20 protein-coding genes are annotated in these 18,869 nt (G+C 44.6%); 17 read left to right on the forward strand and 3 right to left on the reverse strand.

Annotated features, from left to right (window positions below; genetic code table 11):
- Positions 1 to 22: 22 nt before the first annotated feature.
- The gene (locus ZYMOP_RS00285) at positions 23 to 277 is read right to left on the reverse strand and encodes an acyl carrier protein (protein WP_013933361.1); all 255 of its coding nucleotides are present in this window, start codon (positions 275 to 277) and stop codon (positions 23 to 25) included.
- Positions 278 to 547: 270 nt separating this feature from the next.
- Between ZYMOP_RS00285 and ZYMOP_RS00290 the strand changes: the two genes are divergently transcribed.
- A complete protein-coding gene (locus ZYMOP_RS00290) occupies positions 548 to 1,558 on the forward strand; it encodes a hypothetical protein (RefSeq protein WP_013933362.1) in 1,011 nt (336 codons plus the stop codon).
- A gap of 74 nt (positions 1,559 to 1,632) precedes the next feature.
- Here ZYMOP_RS00290 and guaA read toward each other — a convergent pair whose 3' ends face one another.
- Positions 1,633 to 3,213, reverse strand: coding sequence for a glutamine-hydrolyzing GMP synthase (gene guaA, locus ZYMOP_RS00295; protein WP_013933363.1), 1,581 nt, complete (start codon positions 3,211 to 3,213; stop codon positions 1,633 to 1,635).
- 438 nt (positions 3,214 to 3,651) lie between these two features.
- On the opposite strand from guaA, the gene ccmC reads away from it, so the two are divergent.
- The 9 genes from ccmC to ZYMOP_RS00335 all read left to right on the forward strand — a co-directional run bounded on the left by ccmC (position 3,652) and on the right by ZYMOP_RS00335 (position 9,677).
- Entirely contained in the window at positions 3,652 to 4,377 is a 726-nt protein-coding gene (gene ccmC, locus ZYMOP_RS00300) for a heme ABC transporter permease CcmC (RefSeq protein WP_013933364.1), read from the forward strand.
- A complete protein-coding gene (locus ZYMOP_RS09505) occupies positions 4,374 to 4,538 on the forward strand; it encodes a hypothetical protein (protein ID WP_013933365.1) in 165 nt (54 codons plus the stop codon). Before ccmC ends, ZYMOP_RS09505 begins: the two co-directional genes overlap by 4 nt.
- Positions 4,539 to 4,548: 10 nt before the next feature.
- The gene (gene ccmE, locus ZYMOP_RS00305) at positions 4,549 to 4,986 is read left to right on the forward strand and encodes a cytochrome c maturation protein CcmE (protein WP_013933366.1); all 438 of its coding nucleotides are present in this window, start codon (positions 4,549 to 4,551) and stop codon (positions 4,984 to 4,986) included.
- A gap of 1 nt (position 4,987) precedes the next feature.
- Positions 4,988 to 6,946, forward strand: coding sequence for a heme lyase CcmF/NrfE family subunit (locus tag ZYMOP_RS00310; protein ID WP_013933367.1), 1,959 nt, complete (start codon positions 4,988 to 4,990; stop codon positions 6,944 to 6,946).
- Positions 6,943 to 7,473, forward strand: coding sequence for a redoxin family protein (locus ZYMOP_RS00315; protein ID WP_013933368.1), 531 nt, complete (start codon positions 6,943 to 6,945; stop codon positions 7,471 to 7,473). Before ZYMOP_RS00310 ends, ZYMOP_RS00315 begins: the two co-directional genes overlap by 4 nt.
- Positions 7,470 to 7,904, forward strand: a complete 435-nt coding sequence (locus tag ZYMOP_RS00320) for a cytochrome c-type biogenesis protein (protein WP_013933369.1) — start codon at positions 7,470 to 7,472, stop codon at positions 7,902 to 7,904. The genes ZYMOP_RS00315 and ZYMOP_RS00320 overlap by 4 nt, the downstream gene beginning before the upstream one ends.
- Positions 7,901 to 8,545 carry a tetratricopeptide repeat protein gene (locus ZYMOP_RS00325; protein WP_013933370.1) on the forward strand — a complete coding sequence of 215 codons (645 nt, stop codon included), beginning with the start codon at positions 7,901 to 7,903 and terminating at the stop codon, positions 8,543 to 8,545. The genes ZYMOP_RS00320 and ZYMOP_RS00325 overlap by 4 nt, the downstream gene beginning before the upstream one ends.
- Positions 8,546 to 8,585: 40 nt before the next feature.
- The gene (locus ZYMOP_RS00330) at positions 8,586 to 9,071 is read left to right on the forward strand and encodes a DUF3617 domain-containing protein (RefSeq protein ID WP_013933371.1); all 486 of its coding nucleotides are present in this window, start codon (positions 8,586 to 8,588) and stop codon (positions 9,069 to 9,071) included.
- Between the two features lie 114 nt (positions 9,072 to 9,185).
- Complete coding sequence (locus ZYMOP_RS00335) at positions 9,186 to 9,677, forward strand: DUF3617 domain-containing protein (protein WP_013933372.1); 492 nt, start codon at positions 9,186 to 9,188, stop codon at positions 9,675 to 9,677.
- 330 nt (positions 9,678 to 10,007) lie between these two features.
- On the opposite strand, the gene ykgO is transcribed toward ZYMOP_RS00335, so the two are convergent.
- A complete protein-coding gene (gene ykgO / locus ZYMOP_RS00340) occupies positions 10,008 to 10,133 on the reverse strand; it encodes a type B 50S ribosomal protein L36 (protein WP_013933373.1) in 126 nt (41 codons plus the stop codon).
- A gap of 270 nt (positions 10,134 to 10,403) precedes the next feature.
- Here ykgO and ZYMOP_RS00345 point away from each other — a divergent pair, with 270 nt between their 5' ends.
- From ZYMOP_RS00345 to ZYMOP_RS00375, 7 genes are all read left to right on the forward strand, one after another.
- Positions 10,404 to 11,249 (forward strand): DUF4136 domain-containing protein, encoded by an 846-nt coding sequence (locus tag ZYMOP_RS00345; protein ID WP_013933374.1) that lies wholly within the window; start codon positions 10,404 to 10,406, stop codon positions 11,247 to 11,249.
- Positions 11,246 to 12,388 (forward strand): M14 family metallopeptidase, encoded by a 1,143-nt coding sequence (locus ZYMOP_RS00350; RefSeq protein WP_013933375.1) that lies wholly within the window; start codon positions 11,246 to 11,248, stop codon positions 12,386 to 12,388. The genes ZYMOP_RS00345 and ZYMOP_RS00350 overlap by 4 nt, the downstream gene beginning before the upstream one ends.
- Positions 12,389 to 12,619: 231 nt before the next feature.
- Positions 12,620 to 13,306, forward strand: a complete 687-nt coding sequence (gene gpmA, locus ZYMOP_RS00355; protein ID WP_013933376.1) for a 2,3-diphosphoglycerate-dependent phosphoglycerate mutase — start codon at positions 12,620 to 12,622, stop codon at positions 13,304 to 13,306.
- A gap of 320 nt (positions 13,307 to 13,626) precedes the next feature.
- Entirely contained in the window at positions 13,627 to 14,622 is a 996-nt protein-coding gene (locus ZYMOP_RS00360) for a 2-hydroxyacid dehydrogenase (protein WP_013933377.1), read from the forward strand.
- Positions 14,623 to 14,778: 156 nt separating this feature from the next.
- Complete coding sequence (locus ZYMOP_RS00365) at positions 14,779 to 15,243, forward strand: Fur family transcriptional regulator (protein WP_013933378.1); 465 nt, start codon at positions 14,779 to 14,781, stop codon at positions 15,241 to 15,243.
- 155 nt (positions 15,244 to 15,398) lie between these two features.
- Complete coding sequence (dxs, locus tag ZYMOP_RS00370; protein WP_013933379.1) at positions 15,399 to 17,348, forward strand: 1-deoxy-D-xylulose-5-phosphate synthase; 1,950 nt, start codon at positions 15,399 to 15,401, stop codon at positions 17,346 to 17,348.
- A gap of 105 nt (positions 17,349 to 17,453) precedes the next feature.
- Positions 17,454 to 18,869, forward strand: a complete 1,416-nt coding sequence (locus ZYMOP_RS00375; protein WP_013933380.1) for a mannose-1-phosphate guanylyltransferase/mannose-6-phosphate isomerase — start codon at positions 17,454 to 17,456, stop codon at positions 18,867 to 18,869.

Below are 18,869 nucleotides of genomic sequence, written 5' to 3' on the forward strand. Positions count from 1 at the left end.
GACAGATCATAAGACTCGGAAATCAATTGTTTTTTTCTGTAGTTAACTTTTTAATAACTGTGGCAAGTTGCCCCACAGTTTCGATCTCGGCCTGTAAATTCATCGAAATCGAAATATCAAAATCGTCTTCCACAGCCGCCACAAAATCCATAACCGTCAAGCTATCCCATTCCAGGCCGGTCGCGAAACTCGTCTCTTCCGTCAGAGGAATAGCCTTTTTATTAAAAGGCTCAATAAGGGCGACAACACGCTGCCAGATTTCATTATTTTCCGTCATGAAGTGTAATTCCTTAGTTCTAAAAAAGCAGTTTTGCCACGCAAGGCCAATTATTAAACATAAATATTTCTGATTTCCCGTATTTATTCAGGAAATAGAGAAGTCATTATCACTATGCTCCAGATATAAGGCACTATCATGAGCAGAACATGTCTCCGTTATGGAGGTGGTTAATCTATGAATGCTCCGCTTTGATAGAGAAGATAGATACGGACATCAAATATTAAAGCGTATCCGCGAGAGATTGCCAGATAACAGGGAGTATGTGTGATGATGGGAATAGAAAAAACGACAAATATCAGCGCTTCACTTTATAACGCGGAAAAATCTACCAGTAACTTGGTCTATAAGAATACGTCTCAAATTCTGATTGTTGCCTTTGACCCTAAACGACAGGCTTTATTAGAAAAATCGGTTTTAAATTTGGGCTTAATGTCTCGAATATTTCCGATTTACGAAGCCGCCGATATGGTTGCTAATGGTATGGCAGGCGATGCTATTTTATTGGATTTAACCTCTATTAAAGATGAATCTTTGGCCGAATCTTTATTGGATGCGGTCATGACCCGAATATCGCATGATATGATCGGGGTCGTTATTAACTTGCCCCTGTCATTAATAGATAATGCTTATAATCGTTTTTTTGAAACAGACGTGCAATTGCTAATCGAAAGCGATGAAAGCAGCTGGTATTCGGCTATTGAAAAAGCCATAAAAACATCTCCGCTTACTTTAAATGATGTAGTTGCCGATACAAGAACGCCCCCTTTGAAAACAATCAGCGAGGAAGTGAACCGCATTGCCAAGATGTTGGCTTCGCTCTCTAACGAAGAAGGTCGAAATCGGGAATATAGTTTGCCCCAATCCCTTTTAGGGGATGAACGAAAAAATGAAATTGCACGGCCAGAATTAAAAGCTGAAACGAAAAAAATCAGCATTAATGCAGCTGTTGTCAGAGCGATTATTCGTGCCCACCGCTTGCGGGATCAATATTTTTCTTCTTGTCTTTTTGCTGATCCTGCATGGGATATGCTTCTCGATTTAACGGCGGCAAAACTGGAAGGACGTCAGGTCTCTGTTTCCAGTTTATGCATTGCCTCTGCCGTTCCACCAACGACGGCTTTACGTTGGATTAAGTCTTTAACGGAAGAAAAAATATTTATCAGAATTGCAGATCTCCGCGATGGACGACGTGTTTTCATACAGCTTTCTGACATGGCCATGGATGCGATGATCCCTTATCTCGCTGCTTCGCTTAGTTTAATAACGCGCGCTCTCTAAATTTGAAATAATAAAGCCAGTCCCAAGGGAAGGGGACTGGCTTATTGTTTTTTTGTATTCTCTTGGAATAGATTTTATTCCCACTCGATCGTTCCAGGTGGCTTGGACGTGAAATCATAGGTTACACGATTGATGCCTTTGACTTCATTCACAATTCGGGTGGCAACATTGGCCAAAAATTCTGCCTGAAAGGGATAAATTTCAGCGGTCATGCCATCTGTAGAAGTAACGGCTCGTAAAGCACAAACGGAATCATAGGTGCGACTATCGCCCATAACACCGACAGTTCTTACGGGTAATAACACCGCAAAAGCCTGCCAAATGGCATCATACAAACCAGCATTACGAATTTCTTCAAGATAAATGGCATCTGCCTTACGAAGAATATCACAACGTTCTTTAGTCACCTCACCCGGAATACGAATGGCTAAACCGGGGCCAGGGAAGGGGTGACGATCAACGAAAATATCGGGCAATCCTAATTCTCGTCCGAGATTACGCACCTCATCCTTGAACAATTCCCGTAAAGGTTCGACCAACTGCATATTCATGCGTTCGGGTAAACCACCGACATTATGATGACTTTTAATAGTGACCGAAGGGCCCCCTTGGAAACTGACACTTTCGATCACATCAGGATAGAGGGTACCTTGCGCCAAAAAGTCAGCGCCCCCGATTTTTTGGGCTTCTTCTTCAAAAATTTCGATGAAGGTTTTACCGATAAATTTCCGTTTAGCTTCAGGATCGGTGACGCCTTTTAAACCCGAAAGGAATAACGCTTCTGCATTTACATGAACGAGGGTAATTCCATAATGTTCACGAAATAGAGAAACGACCTCTTCGGCTTCCCCTTGTCGCATCAATCCGTGATCGACAAAAACACAGGTAAGTTGATCGCCGATTGCTTCATGAATTAAGACGGCGGTTACCGATGAATCAACCCCACCGGATAAGCCACAAATAACGCGCCCCTTGCCAACTTGTTTTTTAATCTCGGCAATTTTGGTGTCACGAAATTCGGCCATGGTCCAATCACCGGCAAGACCACAGATGTTGTGCACAAAATGGGCAATAAGCTTGGCACCATCAGGGGTATGCACCACTTCAGGATGAAATTGCATTGCGTAAAAACGACGTTTTTCATCCGCGACTAAGGCAAAAGGCGCCCCTTCAGAAACCGCAATCGGTTTAAAGCCTTCGGGCAAGGCTTCCACACGATCGGCATGGCTCATCCAAACTTGATGCTTTTCCCCGACCTTCCATAAATTTTCAAAGAGCGGTGAGGCCGATTTGATTTCTATGAAGGCACGGCCAAACTCGCCATCGACGTCATTGGCGGTTACTTTACCCCCTAATTGATGGCACATGACTTGCTGACCATAGCAAATCCCAAAGATCGGAATACCCGCCTTAAAGAAAGCTTCTGGTACGCGAGGACTTCCCTCTGCCACAACCGAAGCGGGGCTACCGGAAAGAATAATGCCTTTTGGTTTTAACCGTAAAAAGGCTTCCTCTGCACGGTTAAAAGGAACAATTTCGCTATAAACACCCGCTTCGCGAACGCGGCGGGCGATAAGCTGGGTTACCTGACTTCCGAAATCGACAATGAGAATCGATTCAGAGACAACTTTATCGGCGATTGAAGAAACGGACATAAAGCTTTCGATAGGGAGGGATAAGCATCCTGTCCAGATGCTTCCTTTAAGAAGGCGCTTTATCTTAAAAAATCTGTAAAAATTTTACGAAGGAAAGCCTTATTATTTTTACTTTTAACCTTTTTTAAAATTATGCCCAAATAAATTTAAACTATTTTAACATTTTGGCAAAAATCTCCAAAATGAAGATTTCATATCCTTGGAAAGGATAATAAGTCCGCATCGGTGCTTCATCAACAGGATAGTGATCGTTGATCGCCTATTCAAAAAATATTGATTTCAAAAACTGATAAGGTCTCTTTTTTGACAGAGAAATACCCAAGAAATTCCTGTAAATGATAATTTTTAACCTGATTAAAGACGGTTTAGTATCATGAAAAATTCCAATCTGGATATCTATGCTTTTTAAAAGGACATGATCTTGTTACGGATAAGGCTATGATGAGACTTGCTAATCCCCATTATTTTCTGTCCTTTTCCAAAAAATTAACGCCATGGCTTGCGATTATCGGCATTTTATCGAGTTTAGCAGGTATAATCGGCGGACTGTTTTTTACGCCGCCTGATTTTCTGCAAGGGGAAACCGTTCGTATCCTTTATATCCATGTCCCAACTGCATGGTTGGCGATGGGGGGATGGAGTTGTATTGCGCTTGCCTCTTTTGTTCAATTTGTCTGGCGACACCCGCTCGCCGGCATCGCGGCAAAGGCTATGGCTTTACCGGGCGCTGTCTTTACAGCCCTTTGCCTGATGACTGGGTCGATATGGGGACGTCCGACATGGGGAACATGGTGGGAATGGGATGGCCGATTAACCTCGGTACTTATTTTGTTTTTCCTCTATCTTGGCTATATTGCCTTATCGCGTTCGGTTAGTTCGGTTAATAGCTTTAGTAGCGTTTCACGATTACCGGCTATTTATGCCTTGTTGGGGGCTATTAATCTGCCCATTATTCATTATTCGGTATTATGGTGGCGCACGCTTCACCAAGGACAAAGCCTTGGTCTTACGCATTCGGCTATTGCCCCTTCTTTACTTTGGCCGCTGCCTTTGACTTTATTGGGGTTTTCCTGCCTTTTTGCCTTAATCACTCTTTTTAGGATGCGTTATTTGCTCGCTCATGCGCAATATGAAGCCCGCCTCCAGCGAATGGCCTCGCTATGAGCGGAGGCTATAATCAGTGGCTTTTTGTCATTTCCGCTTATACTGTCGTCATTCTGGCTACCGTTGGGATATTGACCACTTCGTGGTTACAGATGCGCCGCGCAGAACAACGCCTTCCTTCTCGTAAAATATCCAAAAAAGATCCGCCTCGCGCGCATTGACGGAGAAAAAATGCAGCCTAAACATCAACGGCTTATCTTGGGTCTTGTCGCGCTTGTGGCTGTAATCGGGGCAGGGTTTCTGGCCCTGATCGCTTTTCGACATCAGGCCGCTTATTTTTATACACCTGTTGAAGCGATCAAGGCCCATCTACCGGTTGATCGTAATATCCGATTAGGCGGCATGGTCGAAAGAGGTTCGCTAACCCATGAAAAAGATGGCGTGACAATCGGTTTTAAAGTGACCGATGGTTATCAATCCTTACCGGTTTCTTATCGGGGCATTGTACCCGATCTTTTCCGTGAAGGCTCGGGCGTGGTGGCCGATGGTCATTTCGAAAAAAATGGCCTTTTTATCGCTGAAACTATCTTGGCCAAACATGATGAACGCTACATGCCGCCGAATATGCCTAATAATCCTGCCAACATGACCACGCCTCAGGGAAATTAATGTGATTGCTGAATTGGGTCTTATCCTTTTATGGCTGGCGGCCATGATGGCCTTGTTACAGACAGTTTTCGGGCTGTCCGTTTTGAATAATCGAATGGAAAGGGCTTTTTATAAGACGGTTAAACCAATAGCGATTATGCAAGCCTTACTGTCTAGTATGGCATTTTTGGTATTACTTTGGCTTTTCTTGCGGGTGGATTTATCGGTTACTTTAGTTGCTGAAAATGACCATATTGCAAAACCTTTTCTATATCGCTTGGCTGCCAGTTGGGGCAATCATGAAGGCTCTATGTTGCTATGGGTGACCATTCTTAGTCTTTGTGGTGCTTTACTCGCGTTATTAAGTAAATCGGTTGAACCGAAATTATTATCACTCGCTCTAGGGGCTCAAGGTAGTCTGGCTTTAGGCTTTTTTGCCTTTTTACTCTTTGTTTCCAATCCTTTTTCTCGACTAAACCCGCCGCCATTAGAAGGCTTGGGCCTTAATCCTTTATTGCAAGATCCGGGATTAGCTTTTCACCCGCCTACGCTTTATCTAGGATATGTTGGCCTATCCGTTGCCTTTTCTTTTGCCGTTGCTGCTCTGTTGCAGGGCAAGGCCGATCCTTCTTTTGCCAAAGCTATGCGCCCTTGGGTGATCGGGGCATGGGTATTTTTAACGATAGGAATCGCGGCGGGCAGCTATTGGGCTTATTACGAATTGGGCTGGGGCGGTTTTTGGTTCTGGGACCCTGTAGAAAATGCGGCACTAATGCCATGGCTGGCAGCGACTGCGTTATTTCATTCGATTTCAGTCCTTGCCAAAAGAGATGCCTTGCGCGTTTGGACGCTTGTTTTAGCCGTTACCGCCTTTTCCATGAGCATGATCGGCACTTTTCTTGTCCGTTCGGGTATTCTCGTCAGTGTCCACGCCTTTGCCGTCGATCCATGGCGCGGCAGCTTCATACTTGGATTACTGGGGCTTTATATCGGCGGTGCCTTAATGCTTTTTGCGCTTAGAATTGGCAAAATCCATCAAGGCAGCCAGTTTAATATGCCTAGTCGTGAAGCCGGATTGATTATCAATAATCTGTTATTGGGGGTAATATTGGCGGTAGTGCTGATCGGCACGCTTTATCCTTTATTTTCCGAAGCGCTTACCGGCGATAAACTGTCGGTCGGACCACCCTATTTTAATATGATAGTCAGTCCCTTGGCGTTAATTCTGTGTTTGGTCATGGCATTTGGGCCTTTTTTCCGCTGGCGTCAGGATCACTGGTCAAAAATACGTTGGCCTATGGTGATCGGTCTTTTGGCTTTTTGTCTGACAGAAGCTAGTCTTTGGGGGGCTGATATTTCTTTTGCAGCGTTAAGCTGGATAGCTTTTGGTATAGCCACCGCCACAGCTTTACTCAGTCTATGGCCTTTGTTTTTACAGAAAAAAAAGCTGTGGCACCTCCCACTCAGTCTATGGGGAATGGTTATGGCCCATCTGGGTATAGCCCTCACTTTGGGCGGGATCGCCTCAAATGATCTTTTTTCCAAGGAAGTCTTAACCGCTTTGGAACCGGGGCAGCAGGCAACGCTTGGCCCTTGGCAGCTTCACTTTAACAATGTTATGCCTGCATTGGGTTCCGACTGGAGTGCGATTGTTGCGGACATAACATTGGAACGAAAAGGACAATCCGTTACCTTAAATCCTGAACTTCGCCATTTTACTAACCCTGTAACGGATGTCAGTGAAACAGCCCTCAAGACAACCAGGGCAGGCCAGCTCTATCTTGTTTTGGGACAGCAAGGGGAGGATGGGCGCTGGCAAATACGCGGTTGGTGGAAACCCATGATAACCTTGATCTGGATCGGCGGATTTTTATCAGCGGCGGGAGGACTTTTGGTATTATTGGACAGGCTAATTAAAAAACTAAGGCAGTCTGTATTTTTTTCTCATCATGCTTATGAGAGAGAAAGGCCCAATTTATGAAGCCTTGGATAAAATGGTTGCCCTTTTTGGCCTTTGTCGCGTGCTTTTTACTCTTTCGCTTTTCGTTGATGCACCCCACAAATTCGACAGTACCCTCAAAACAAATTGGCCGCGCTTTACCCGATTTTCATTTAGAACCGGCCTTATCGGACATGGCCGGTCTGTCAACGACAGATTTTAAAGATGGCCATCCCCATTTTCTGAATATATTTGCCAGTTGGTGCCTCCCTTGTGCTGAAGAGGGCGCTTCTCTCATGGCGCTTCACGATGCAGGTATTCCGGTTATGGCGATTGCTGTTCGTGATCGCGCAGAAGATATTACCCGTTTTCTCAACCGGCACGGTAATCCCTATCAGGCTATCGGTCAGGATCAGGGCAGTCATGTTCAAATTGCCATTGGATCATCCGGTGTGCCTGAAAGCTTCCTTATAGATGGTCAAGGCATTATTCGCTATCAGCATATCGGCCCTATTACAGAACAGGATTTACCGCAACTGATGACGATCTGGAGACAGTTACCGTCATGAAACCTTATTCGTTTTTCAAAAATATAGCGGTTATCATAGGTATTTTAAGCCTGTTCGTAGGCGGCACCTCCTTTGTTATGGCCGATCAACCCCATGATCCTTATGCCGATCGGCCTCTTAAAGAGGCGGCACAGGAGGATAAGGCGCAAAATTTAATGACCTCTTTACGGTGCCTCGTCTGTCAGGGGCAATCTATTGCCGATTCTAATGCAGCGATGGCCGCTGATATGCGGGCTATTGTCAGACATGATATTGAACAAGGGCAATCTCCTGAAGCTATCCGGCAATGGTTCATTGATCGTTATGGTGACTGGGTCAGTTATAAACCGACATGGTCAAAACGAAATTGGCCTTTATGGCTATTTCCCCTTTTTGTACTACTAGGCGGTCTTCTTTTGTTACGGCGCTTATTCAGGAAAGAAAAACCATGAATGGCTGGATTATAGCAGCCCTGCTATCGGCACTTGTTTTTCTCTCCCTTTGGAAGATAGGCCGCTTACCTCTTATAGCTTTACAAGCGGTTGCCGCCGTTTTGTGTTTCGGTCTGGCTGGCTATGCTTGGCAAGGACAGCCTTTCTTAAAAGGCCATCCGGCAGAAAATATTCCGAAAAATAATCAGCAAAATGATCCGTTTATCCAGGATCGCTGGATGCTGTTTCCCCATTATGGCGAAGATTCACGCGCCTTGATTACTTCTGATGCCTTCATTAAACAGGGACAATATGCCTATGCTGTCGGGTGGTTAAAAAGCGAAATTCGCCGCCGCCCAAAAAGTGCTATGCTTTGGACAGCTTTAGGGGATGCCTTGGTTCAGGCTTCTGATGGACGGGTTGTCCCTGCGGCTAAATTATCCTTTGAACAGGCTGAAAAACTGGCCCCTAAGTCAGCGGCTGGCCCTGCTTATTTTTATGCCGTTGCCTTGCTAGGGGAAGGACATTTAGACCAAACCCTTGTTATCTGGCATCATTTACTAGACGAAGCCCCAGAAAAAGCCCTCTGGCGTCATAATATCGAAGAACGCATGGCTATTCTCGAAAGACTGAAAAACAGTCTATCCGATGAAAGTCATTGAACAATAAATTATTTACCCTTGTTTTTCTTAAGAGGATGCTATGAAAAAATATCTTATTTGTTGCTTGCCGCTTTTGATCGCGGCAGCCCCATCATCGGACAAGTTGAAAACAGGACAATGGGAAGAAGTTGTCCAGAATATGGTTGTTCATGTCGATGGCCAAACCCATCCCACGGGCAAGACCGAGCGTACTCTTCATTGTGTGAAGGAAGAAGATAGTGATCCTCGGGTCGTTTTCTCAAAAACCCAAGAACATTGCACAGTTTCTCAGCTTGACATCAAAAACGGCAATTTTACTGTAAAACAGGCCTGCTCTTCCGAGGCGCAAGTGCCTTTCCGTGAAATGACGGTTAAGGGGAGCTATACCCCTGAAAATTACAAAATGACCTATACTATAGTCAGTGGTACGCCAGACCGTCCGGCCATTATGACGGCTGATATTTCTGCTCATTATATAGGCGTCTGCCCAGCATCCACCGATGCATCCCATTCTTCTTCAGGCAGAGCACCCGCTAACCCGCAATAAAATTTATTCTTTTCTTTATGTTAAGCCTTCGGCTTTTATAAAAGAACCTGAATTTTAGGATAGCACTCGGCTGCCACATCAACAGTTCAACAGAATATGGTAAAGGAAAGATGCATGAAAAGACTTTGGCTTCTCTCATGGCCTCTGCTGCTAGCCGCAGCGCCTGCCGATTCTGATTATCTAGCGGCTGGTCAGTGGCAGTCCTCAATTGATATTGAAACTGTGACCTTGGATGGTAAGCTGCTGCCGGATAAAAAACCTGCAACATTACAGCCTGTCCGTTGTGTCAAAAATACCGAAAATAAACCCATGACCTTCTTTGCTTATTCTGATGATCCCGAATGTCAGATCATTTCTTTGGTCGCAGGGAAGGGGCATGTGGCTATGAAAGGTGTATGCAGTCGAAACGGTAAAAATTTGACGGGGATTGAAACAGACGGCAGCTATCATTTGCGTGATTATGATATGGCTTATATTCTGCACAATGATGAATCCGGCCATAATATGGAAATAAAAGGCCATATGACCGGCCATTATTTGGGGCTTTGCCCTGCGAGTGACAAAAACTCAGGCGAGATTACACTACCTAAAAAAACTATACCCTGACTAAGAAACTATACCTTAAAAAAAGCTACCGGCCTTTTTTAATCAAAAGGGCAATTTTTGATGAAGGTTATAATCTGAGGTCTTAAACCTACGGATTGCCTATAGGACGCTTTATCCAATAGTCCAATAGCATGCCTTTGATGCTCTGTCTTACGGTTACGGCGCGCCGCTTTTCGAGGCGACTATTCTTGATACAGGGTGTATTTTTCCTATTTTTCGGACAGTTTCAGACAGAAAAAAAGGCCAATGGAAAACCATAGGCCTTTTAATAAAGCATCTGTTTAAAAAAACAGACAAGCTATAGCCTAGGCTATAGCTTCATCATCTGCATCAACCTTGACGGGCTTTAAAACGACGCACCGTCTTATTGATGATATAAGTGCGGCCACGCCGGCGAATCACCCGATTGTCGCGATGGCGCTCTTTTAATGATTTGAGCGAATTGCGGATTTTCATGGCCGGACTACCTGCCTTCATCTTGAATTAGGAAAAATGAGGCCTCTGCCTATTCGTTGAAAGACGGTAAGTCAAGGGGATAAGCTATATATTCCGATAGAAAGCCCGTATTTTTAAAGAATACGCTCTGCCTATCTCTTCCATCATGAGGTCTCATTCATAAAATAGGCATGTTTTTTCTTTATGATTTTAAAAAATTTCTCTTTCTAGGGTGACAGCCTGATAGAGAAGGCGTTGTTCGTGTGGATGGAGACTATGTTGAGGCCTTTAATGATAAAATCCCAAAAAACAGGCGATAAGGTTATCCAATCGGCCTTGCGGCACAGTTTTCAGAAAAAACTAACAGCCAAGCTAGTGCGCTACAAATCTAAGATGCTCTTTTCTTGTCTGCTCTCAGTTACCTTAAGCGGCAGTATGTTTCTTTCTGCCTGTGCAGGGGGCAAGCACATGCCCGTCGAGGTCACACGATTTCATACAGCCCAACTTGTAGCGGGGGGCAGTCTAGCGATAATGCCACATGATCCGACGATGAAAAATACGTTTGAATATCAAAAATACAGTGCAAGTCTGGCGACAATCCTGACACAGGTGGGCTTTCAGGTTGTTCCCAATCCCCAACAAGCTGATTTTATCCTGACATATGATGTCATGCGCGGCACGCGGTATCAAAATAATGCCATTAATGCCGGAGATAATCGTCCCCATGGGGGCATCAGCATGGGCGGTGGTTACGGTAGCGGTGGCGGCGGCTTTGGGGGCGGTTTTGGCGGCGGCGGCATCGGCTTCGGTGGGGGATGGGGCGGTGGTGGCACCGGCGGAATTAGTATTGGCGGAGGCGGCGGAGGTGGCCGTTATGGTGGCGGCGGCGGCGGGATCAGCACCGGATTTTCTATTCCGGTTGGTAATGGTTATCGTACAAGCCCAAGAGTAGAAACCATGCTAACAGCCCAACTTAGCCGTCATGATACGCATCAGGTTATCTGGGAAGGCCATGCCAAAACGCAGGCAAAAAGTAACGCACCAGAAGGCAATCCTGATTGGGCGGTCAATCGGTTAGCTACGGCTATGTTCAGTAATTTCCCCGGCCCTTCAGGCGAAATGGAAAAAATAAAATGACTATTCACATAAATGCTGCTTTTGATGGTGGTAATATTTATGTTCTCAATCAGAACGGCGCTCAATTTGATCTGGAGATTATAAAAGATAATCAATCAGATTTTTATCAGTGGTTTTATTTTAAAGTAACGGGTGCCAAGGGGCAGCCCTTGGAATTAGCTATCCATAATTGCGAGTCTTCCGCATTTCCAGCGGGTTGGGAAGATTATAAGGCGCGGGTTTCGGAAGACCGTTGTGATTGGCATCTGGCAGATACACACTATGAGGACGGGATATTAACGATCCGTTATACGCCCAAGCAAAATATTGTTTATTTTGCCTATTTTGCTCCTTATTCCATGGAACGCCATCATGATTTGATTGCCCGTATTTCGGGTTGTTCTGGGGTCGGCTATGAACAATTGGGCACTAGTCTGGATGGCCAGAGTATTGATTGCCTGACAATGGGGGAGGGGCAGCGTTCAATATGGCTTATGGCACGCCAGCATCCGGGTGAAACCATGGCCGAATGGTGGATGGAAGGTGCGCTTGAACGATTGACCGATGAAAATGATAGTGTCGCACGTCTTTTGCGTCAGAAAGCCCGATTTCACATCGTCCCTAATATGAATCCAGATGGGTCTAGCCGTGGTCATCTGCGTACAAATGCCGCCGGTGCCAATCTTAACCGCGAATGGGCAGAACCGACTAAAGAACGCAGTCCTGAAGTTTTGGCTGTCCGCAATCATATGGATAAAACGGGCGTTGATTTTGTGATGGATGTTCACGGGGATGAAGCTATTCCGCATGTTTTCCTTGCCGGTTTTGAAGGTATTCCCGACCTCAAACGTGAACAGGACAAGCTATTCAGACGTTATCGGAATAAACTGGCTAAATATACGCCCGATTTTCAGAGGAGTTTTGGCTATGGTGAAGATGCTGCGGGACAGGCCAATCTTGCCTTAGCTACTAACCAATTGGCTTATCGTTTTAAGGCTATTTCGATGACTCTCGAAATGCCCTTTAAAGACCATATCGACGTAGAAGACCCCAAAAGAGGTTGGTCACCGGAAAGATCCAAACAATTGGCAAGAGATTGCCTGGCAGTTTTAGCCGATTTTATTGATAACTTGCCCTTCTCTGGAAATGATCTTGCGTAGCGAAACTATTAGGGGCAATCGTAATTTTGCTTCTGATAGCAGTTTTAATAAAGACGATAGCCGCTATTAGTAAAAGTCGTTGGTCTGCATCATTTTCACGAAAGTTGATGGCATTTTTGCTGACCATGCAGGCTGTCGGCGTTAATTATGCATGGCTTCTGTTGTTGATTCGGAAATTGTAACGGTTTACCGAACTAACAAATAACGAAGAGATATTGAAAGGAGTGGAATATGCCCACGCTCGTTTTGTCCCGTCACGGACAGTCCGAATGGAACCTTGAAAACCGTTTCACCGGCTGGTGGGATGTTAATCTGACTGAACAGGGTGTTCAGGAAGCTTTGGCCGGCGGTAAGGCTCTTGCTGATAAGGGTTTCGAATTCGATATCGCTTTTACCAGTGTGCTTACCCGCGCTATCAAAACGACCAATCTTATTCTTGAAGCCGGTAAAAGCCTTTGGGTCCCGACTGAAAAAGATTGGCGTTTGAATGAACGTCACTATGGTGGTCTGACTGGCCTTAACAAGGCCGAAACGGCTGCCAAGCATGGTGAAGAACAGGTTCATATCTGGCGTCGTTCTTATGACGTTCCACCGCCTCCGATGGAAAAAGGCGATAAATTCGATCTTTCCGGTGATCGTCGTTATGCTGGTATTCCTATTCCAGTAACCGAAAGCCTGAAAGACACTGTTGCTCGCGTGCTGCCTTATTGGGAAGAACGCATTGCTCCCGAACTGAAAGCCGGCAAGCGCGTTTTGATCGGTGCTCACGGTAACTCATTGCGTGCTCTCGTTAAGCATCTGTCGAAGATGTCGGATGATGAAATCGTGAAGTTCGAACTGCCAACGGGTCAACCTTTGGTTTATGAACTGAATGATGATCTCACGCCGAAGGATCGTTATTTCCTTAACGAGCGTTGATTATAAGTCCTTATTTATAAGGCTTTTCATTTCCGGTCAGGGAGAAATCCTTGGCCGGAAAGTCGTTTTAGGCCTTTTTTCTAAAAATTAATCTATTTGTTTAGACCTCTTAGAATTGACATTTATTTATAATTTAAAAAATAAAATAACACTTCTTATAAAAAATTATTCCCCTCTTTATGGAACATAAAAATTAACAAAATGTTCTATATATAGACAATAAATTATCATAAAATTTAGACTATTCTATTTTCTTCTTAAAATTTTAAGAAATTTAATTTTCTAAAAAGATAATAATTTGTTTTCCAGAGAGGAATTCTATGCGCGTCGCGATATTCAGTTCGAAAAACTATGATCATCATTCCATTGAAAAAGAAAATAAGCATTATGGACATGATCTTATCTTCCTGAATGAACGACTAACTAGAAAAACAGCGCCCAAAGCAAAGGGCTCTCAAGCTGTATGTATTTTTGTCAATGATGAAGCTGACGCCGAAGTTCTCGAAATTCTCGCTGAACTAGGTATCAAATTAATTGCTTTACGCTGTGCCGGTTATAATAACGTTGATCTAGAAACTGCTAAAAAATTAAATCTTAAAGTCGTTCGTGTTCCAGCCTACTCTCCTTATTCAGTCGCTGAATATGCCGTTGGAATGTTGCTTACGCTTAATCGACAGATTTCACGTGGTCTACACCGTGTCCGAGATAATAACTTTTCTCTGGAAGGTCTAATCGGTCTTGATATCCATAAAAAGACGGTCGGTATTATTGGGGTTGGCCATATCGGAAGTGTCTTTGCCCATATTATGAAGCATGGCTTCGGGGCTAATGTTATTGCCTATGCCCCCCGTCCTAAGCCAGAGCAGGCAGAGAAGATCGGTTTTCAGCATGTTTCTTTGGAAGAACTTATTGAAACCAGTGACATTATCTCGCTTCATTGTCCTTTAACCCCTGAAAATCATTATATGATTAATAAAAATACCTTAGCTAAAGCTAAAAAAGGGTTTTATTTGATTAATACGAGCCGTGGGGGGCTGGTAGATACGAAGGCTGTTATTCATGCCCTAAAGTCTAAACATTTAGGCGGTTATGCTGCGGATGTTTATGAAGAAGAGGGGCCTTTATTTTTTGAAAATCATGCCGATGATATTATTGATGATGACATATTGGAACGCCTGATTTCATTTCCTAATGTAGTCTTTACGGGCCATCAGGCCTTCCTGACAAAAGAAGCGCTTTCGAATATTGCTCATAGCATTTTACAGGATATTTCGGATGCAGAAGCCGGTAAAAAATTGCCGGATGCTTTGGTCTAATATCTGAAATTATAATTTTAATCTAAAAGGCAAGGTTAAGTCGTTCTAGGAAATTTAAAGCTGTTTTTATAAAAGCAGTCCTTATATTAGAAACAAGATTCTCTCCTTAACATGCTTTCAAGAGGAATTTCAGCCTTGGGCGGAAATGCTTTTCCTATGACATATCATTCCCATGTTCAACATAGCGGTGTTGAGTTATTAAACGCTGCAAAAACCGCTTTATTAAAAGCAGGAGAACAATGGACTGCTATGCGAAGCGCTGTTTTTGAGGCGTTATCTCAATTTAATACGCCTGCTTCTGCCTATGACATTGCTGATATTGTCTCAAAATCACAGGGCCGTCGAGTTGCAGCCAATAGTATTTATCGTATTCTCGATATTTTTGTCAGTGCGAATCTAGCTCATCGCGTAGAAAGCGCTAATGCTTATATCGTTAATGCCCATCCAGAATGTCGGCATGACTGTATTTTTTTGGTTTGCGACCAATGTAATCGGGTTGTTCATATTGATAATGATCAAATAAGTACTTCGCTGCATGAAATTGTGACAAAAAATAACTTCAAAGTGGAGCGATCTGTTATCGAAATAAGAGGGCAGTGTGCTGATTGTTCAGTAGTTTAATCTGTTGCAATGACTCTTCGCCCCAAAAGCTTTTGTAACTTTTATGTCGCAGTTTTTGGTTATATTCTCTGACTATCTATCCAAGCTGTTCACCTTTGGGACTAATTGATTTAGTTAAAGAGCTTAATTTCGGTTTGATTTAAGGCCTTAAGCTTATGTTCCCGAACAATAAGACGCCATTGCTTGATACCATAAAGACGCCTTCAGACTTGCGTCATTTAGAGCGCATGGAGCTGAGGCAATTGGCGGATGAGTTAAGGAAAGAAACAATATCCGCTGTCGGTGTAACGGGTGGACATTTGGGTTCAGGCTTGGGTGTTATCGAACTGACGATAGCGCTGCATTATGTTTTTGATACACCCAAAGATGCATTGGTATGGGATGTAGGTCATCAGACATATCCGCATAAGATACTGACAGGGCGTCGGGATCGCATACGCACGCTGAGGCAACGGGACGGGTTATCGGGTTTCACGCAGCGGGCAGAAAGCGAATATGATGCGTTTGGGGCCGCGCATAGTTCGACCTCTATTTCTGCGGCGTTAGGTTTTGCGATGGCCAGCAAGTTATCCCATAAAAAGGATAAAGCGGTTGCGATCATCGGTGATGGTTCGATGACAGCGGGCATGGCGTATGAGGCGATGAATAACGCCAAGGCAGCCGGAGAGCGTCTGATTGTCATTTTGAATGACAATGAGATGTCGATTTCCCCGCCCGTTGGTGCGCTTTCTTCTTATTTAAGCCGTTTAATTTCGTCTCGTCCCTTTATGAACCTGCGGGATATTATGCGGGGGGTGGTGAACCGGATGCCGAAAGGGCTGGCGATAGCCGCCCGTAAAGCGGATGAATACGCGCGGGGTATGGCAACCGGCGGCACCCTGTTTGAAGAGCTAGGTTTTTATTATGTTGGGCCGGTAGATGGTCATAATCTGGATCAGCTTATTCCGGTTCTTGAAAATGTGCGCGATGCCAAGGATGGCCCTATTTTAGTCCATGTCGTGACAAGAAAAGGGCAAGGTTATGCGCCAGCGGAAGCCGCCGAAGATAAATATCATGCGGTGCAACGGTTGGATGTCGTTTCCGGTAAGCAGGCCAAGGCGCCTCCGGGGCCTCCCAGCTATACTTCAGTGTTTGCAGAACGCCTTATCAAAGAAGCCCAAGCAGATGATAAGATTGTAGCTATCACGGCTGCGATGCCAACCGGCACGGGTCTCGATCGCTTCCAACAATATTTCCCCGAACGGATGTTTGATGTCGGTATTGCCGAACAACATGCCGTCACCTTTGCGGCCGGTCTGGCGGCTGCCCATTATAAGCCTTTTTGTTGTTTGTATTCGACCTTCCTGCAACGGGGTTATGATCAGCTGGTGCATGACGTAGCGATCCAGAACCTCCCAGTGCGCTTTGCGGTGGATCGGGCGGGCTTGGTTGGGGCTGATGGCGCGACCCATGCCGGAAGTTTTGATCTCGCCTTTATGGTCAATCTTCCCAATATGGTGGTAATGGCCCCTTCCGATGAAGCCGAACTTTCCAGTATGGTTCATACCATGGCACAATATGACAAAGGCCCCATCTCTGTTCGTTACCCGCGCGGAAACGGTATCGGGGTGACCTTACCGGAAAATCCAGAAACGCTTACCATTGGTAAGGGACGTCTGCTCCGTCGCGGTAAAACGGTCGCCATCTTATCCTTGGGCACCCGTCTTGAAGAATCTTTGAAAGCGGCTGATCGCCTTGATGCACAAGGCCTTTCTACCTCTGTTGCAGATATGCGCTTTGCCAAACCCTTGGATGAAACCCTTACCCGTCATCTCCTGAAAACCCATAAGGTCATCGTTACAGTTGAAGAGGGCGCTCTTGGCGGCTTCGCTACCCAAGTCCTCACTATGGCTTCCGATGAAGGTTTGATGGATGAAGGCCTTAAAATCAGAACCCTGCGGTTACCTGATCGCTTCCAACCTCAGGATAAACCCGAAATCCAATATGCCGAAGCCGGTCTTGATGCCGATGGTATTGTCGCCGCCGTTATCTCTGCATTACATCGCAATGCTAAACCTGTCGAACTCGTTGAGATCGCTAATCTCGGCAATATCGCTCGTGCTTGAGAATAATGGGATAGATGTTTTTGATTTTATAAATCATTTCTTGAATAAAGTTTTATACAAGTTAGTTAATTTTAACTGTCTTAATAAATAAAAAGAGATCTGATAATGCTGCATCCCGTTGTTCTGTGTGGTGGTTCCGGAACGCGCTTATTTCCTTTGTCGCGTCAGAGTCACCCTAAACAGTTACTCTCCCTCACGGGTGAAAGTAGCCTTTTTCAGGATGCTGTGAAACGCGTTGTTGATCCCGAGATTTTTACAGAACCACTTATTATTTGTAATAATGAATACCGTTTTACAATCGCAGAACAACTTCAAAATATTAACGTAAAAGCCCAAGACATTGTGTTGGAGCCTGAGGGTCGTAATACAGCACCCGCTATCGCTTTAGCCGCTGAGATTATAGCCGCTAAAGATCCCAATGGGTTAATGCTTATTCTACCATCAGACCACGTTATTCGTGATATTATCGCTTTTGGAAAAGCTGTCAGGCAAGCAGAAGTTATCGCCAGCCAAGAAAATGCTCTCGTGACCTTTGGGGTTTGTCCCGTGGCGCCTGAAACGGGATATGGATATATTGAACTAGGCGAATCCCTACCCTCAGGTGGTTACAGCATTGAAAGTTTTCGGGAAAAACCTGATTTAGCTACAGCTGAAAGTTATCTAAAAAATGGTCATTTTCTTTGGAATAGTGGGATGTTTTTATTCCCCGTTCAAAGAATTTTAGAAGATTTTGCTCTTTATCAGCCCGAAATTTTAGCAGCTGTTCGTATCGCTCTTCGAAAAAGCAAAAACGATCTCGATTTCATGCGGATAGATGAAGATGCTTTTTCTAAAGCGCCTTCTATTTCTATTGACTATGCGATTATGGAACCTGCTAAAAATTTGGCTGTTATCCCCGTTGATATTGGGTGGAGTGATGTGGGTTCGTGGTCTTCTCTTTGGGCTATTAGTGACCAGGATGACGATGGTAATGTGTTAATGGGCGATGTCGTGGCGGAGGAATCCTCCAATTGTTTAATTCGTTCTGAAAATGGACTGGTTGCTACCATAGGGGTAGAAAATCTAACTATTATCAATACCTCTGATGTAACCTTGGTGGTTAATCAGGATAAAGCCCAATCCGTAGGGGCGTTAGTCAAGCGGATGATCAAATCGGGCCGTCTTGAGCCTTTAAATCCGAAGCAAGTAGCCCGTCCTTGGGGCTGGTATGAATCTATCGCTTCTGGTCAACGATTCCAGGTTAAGCAAATCATGGTTAAACCTGGCCGACGGCTATCGTTACAGAAACATTTCAATCGTGCTGAACATTGGATTGTTACGCAAGGAACGGCCCGCGTTACTGTAGGTGAGCATGTAGATCTTGTCCGTGAAAATGAATCTATTTATATTCCGATGGGAGAAATTCATCGTCTCGACAATCCCGGTAAAGTCGACTTACTTCTGATTGAAATTCAGACGGGATGTTATCTGGGTGAAGATGATATTGTTCGATTGGAAGACGATTACAAACGAGAATTATAA

Origin of the sequence: Zymomonas mobilis subsp. pomaceae ATCC 29192, from assembly GCF_000218875.1 — a bacterium.
GTDB lineage: Bacteria > Pseudomonadota > Alphaproteobacteria > Sphingomonadales > Sphingomonadaceae > Zymomonas > Zymomonas pomaceae.

Bases quoted from the DNA above. Each gene is read 5' to 3' on its own strand.
- ZYMOP_RS00345 (WP_013933374.1), top strand. From the start codon at position 10,404: ATGATAAAATCCCAAAAAACAGGCGATAAGGTTATCCAATCGGCCTTG.
- ZYMOP_RS00285 (WP_013933361.1), bottom strand. From the start codon at position 277: ATGACGGAAAATAATGAAATCTGGCAGCGTGTTGTCGCCCTTATTGAG.
- ZYMOP_RS09505 (WP_013933365.1), top strand. From the start codon at position 4,374: ATGAGCGGAGGCTATAATCAGTGGCTTTTTGTCATTTCCGCTTATACT.
- ykgO (WP_013933373.1), bottom strand. From the start codon at position 10,133: ATGAAAATCCGCAATTCGCTCAAATCATTAAAAGAGCGCCATCGCGAC.
- ZYMOP_RS00335 (WP_013933372.1), top strand. From the start codon at position 9,186: ATGAAAAGACTTTGGCTTCTCTCATGGCCTCTGCTGCTAGCCGCAGCG.
- guaA (WP_013933363.1), bottom strand. From the start codon at position 3,213: ATGTCCGTTTCTTCAATCGCCGATAAAGTTGTCTCTGAATCGATTCTC.
- ZYMOP_RS00350 (WP_013933375.1), top strand. From the start codon at position 11,246: ATGACTATTCACATAAATGCTGCTTTTGATGGTGGTAATATTTATGTT.
- ZYMOP_RS00365 (WP_013933378.1), top strand. From the start codon at position 14,779: ATGACATATCATTCCCATGTTCAACATAGCGGTGTTGAGTTATTAAAC.
- ZYMOP_RS00320 (WP_013933369.1), top strand. From the start codon at position 7,470: ATGAAACCTTATTCGTTTTTCAAAAATATAGCGGTTATCATAGGTATT.
- ZYMOP_RS00360 (WP_013933377.1), top strand. From the start codon at position 13,627: ATGCGCGTCGCGATATTCAGTTCGAAAAACTATGATCATCATTCCATT.
- ZYMOP_RS00375 (WP_013933380.1), top strand. From the start codon at position 17,454: ATGCTGCATCCCGTTGTTCTGTGTGGTGGTTCCGGAACGCGCTTATTT.
- ZYMOP_RS00290 (WP_013933362.1), top strand. From the start codon at position 548: ATGATGGGAATAGAAAAAACGACAAATATCAGCGCTTCACTTTATAAC.
- dxs (WP_013933379.1), top strand. From the start codon at position 15,399: ATGTTCCCGAACAATAAGACGCCATTGCTTGATACCATAAAGACGCCT.
- ZYMOP_RS00315 (WP_013933368.1), top strand. From the start codon at position 6,943: ATGAAGCCTTGGATAAAATGGTTGCCCTTTTTGGCCTTTGTCGCGTGC.
- gpmA (WP_013933376.1), top strand. From the start codon at position 12,620: ATGCCCACGCTCGTTTTGTCCCGTCACGGACAGTCCGAATGGAACCTT.
- ZYMOP_RS00330 (WP_013933371.1), top strand. From the start codon at position 8,586: ATGAAAAAATATCTTATTTGTTGCTTGCCGCTTTTGATCGCGGCAGCC.
- ccmC (WP_013933364.1), top strand. From the start codon at position 3,652: ATGATGAGACTTGCTAATCCCCATTATTTTCTGTCCTTTTCCAAAAAA.
- ccmE (WP_013933366.1), top strand. From the start codon at position 4,549: ATGCAGCCTAAACATCAACGGCTTATCTTGGGTCTTGTCGCGCTTGTG.
- ZYMOP_RS00325 (WP_013933370.1), top strand. From the start codon at position 7,901: ATGAATGGCTGGATTATAGCAGCCCTGCTATCGGCACTTGTTTTTCTC.